Raw genomic sequence first — 1277 nt, forward strand, 5'->3', positions numbered from 1 at the left:
GATGAGGTTGATAGGTCCGAGGTGGAAGCGTGGTGACACGTGGAGCTGACGGATACTAATAGATCGAGGACTTAACTAATATTTTTCTTGATTCGTTGTTTACTCTTATTTAGTTTTTAGGGTATAAATTAAAAAAACCCTTGCATTTTTTGAAGAAAATGCATATAATATATCTTGTCCTTGTTTTTAGGATGGTCTGGTAGCAATAGCGGAGAGGTCACACCTGTTCTCATGCCGAACACAGAAGTTAAGTTCTCCAGCGCCGATGGTAGTTGGGGCTTTGCCCCTGCAAGAGTAGGACGCCGCCAGGCGAATTGAATAATATAATTTGCGCATTTTATATGTGCATTGGAGGATTAGCTCAGCTGGGAGAGCACCTGCCTTACAAGCAGGGGGTCGCAGGTTCGAGCCCTGCATCCTCCACCATTTGCCGGCCTAGCTCAACTGGTAGAGCAACTGACTTGTAATCAGTAGGTTGGGGGTTCAAGTCCTCTGGCCGGCACCACTATTCATTTCAAGTGTGTACGAGCCATTAGCTCAGTTGGTAGAGCATCTGACTTTTAATCAGAGGGTCGAAGGTTCGAATCCTTCATGGCTCACCACTCAAACACTTTTGCGGGTGTGGCGGAATTGGCAGACGCGCTAGATTTAGGATCTAGTGTCTTCGGACGTGGGGGTTCAAGTCCCTTCACCCGCACCATTACTTAATTAAAATACTTACGCTGCGGAAGTAGTTCAGTGGTAGAACACCACCTTGCCAAGGTGGGGGTCGCGGGTTCGAATCCCGTCTTCCGCTCCATGCCCAAGCCGGGGTGGCGGAATTGGCAGACGCACAGGACTTAAAATCCTGCGGTAGGTTCTACCGTGCCGGTTCGAGTCCGGCCCTCGGCACTATAAGCGCCCGTAGCTCAATTGGATAGAGCGTTTGACTACGGATCAAGAGGTTAGGGGTTCGACTCCTCTCGGGCGCGCCATTCTTTCGGGAAGTAGCTCAGCTTGGTAGAGCACATGGTTTGGGACCATGGGGTCGCAGGTTCAAATCCTGTCTTCCCGACCATTTAAATATTGGGGCCTTAGCTCAGCTGGGAGAGCGCCTGCCTTGCACGCAGGAGGTCAGCGGTTCGATCCCGCTAGGCTCCACCAATTAATTATTGCTCTTTGAAAACTGAACAGAACAACTAGTATGTCAAGGAAAAACAGACTTTCTGTTTTTCGAAGAAATACAAGCAGAAGCCAGTTTTCTGCGAAGCTAAGACGGATCATGTCGATTGGTGTCG

At 49.3% G+C, this 1277-nt stretch carries 9 tRNA genes and 1 rRNA gene; all 10 read left to right on the forward strand.

What is annotated here, in order from left to right:
- Nucleotides 1–195 precede the first annotated feature (195 nt).
- The 10 genes from rrf to ACTWPF_RS19065 all read left to right on the forward strand — a co-directional run bounded on the left by rrf (nt 196) and on the right by ACTWPF_RS19065 (nt 1143).
- Nucleotides 196–311, forward strand: a 5S ribosomal RNA gene (gene rrf, locus ACTWPF_RS19020).
- Nucleotides 312–350: 39 nt separating this feature from the next.
- Nucleotides 351–426, forward strand: a tRNA-Val gene (locus ACTWPF_RS19025).
- Between the two features lie 3 nt (nt 427–429).
- A tRNA-Thr gene (locus ACTWPF_RS19030) sits at nt 430–505 on the forward strand.
- A gap of 21 nt (nt 506–526) precedes the next feature.
- A tRNA-Lys gene (locus ACTWPF_RS19035) sits at nt 527–602 on the forward strand.
- A 13-nt stretch (nt 603–615) separates the two neighbouring features.
- Nucleotides 616–700 (forward strand) — tRNA-Leu (locus ACTWPF_RS19040).
- A 24-nt stretch (nt 701–724) separates the two neighbouring features.
- Nucleotides 725–799 (forward strand) — tRNA-Gly (locus tag ACTWPF_RS19045).
- 7 nt (nt 800–806) lie between these two features.
- Nucleotides 807–891: transfer RNA gene (locus tag ACTWPF_RS19050), tRNA-Leu, on the forward strand.
- Between the two features lie 6 nt (nt 892–897).
- A tRNA-Arg gene (locus tag ACTWPF_RS19055) sits at nt 898–974 on the forward strand.
- A 6-nt stretch (nt 975–980) separates the two neighbouring features.
- A tRNA-Pro gene (locus ACTWPF_RS19060) sits at nt 981–1057 on the forward strand.
- 10 nt (nt 1058–1067) lie between these two features.
- Nucleotides 1068–1143: transfer RNA gene (locus tag ACTWPF_RS19065), tRNA-Ala, on the forward strand.
- Nucleotides 1144–1277: the final 134 nt, after the last annotated feature.

The organism is Oceanobacillus sp. M65, from assembly GCF_052246275.1.
In the GTDB taxonomy this organism is placed as follows: domain Bacteria; phylum Bacillota; class Bacilli; order Bacillales; family Amphibacillaceae; genus Oceanobacillus_B; species Oceanobacillus_B jordanicus.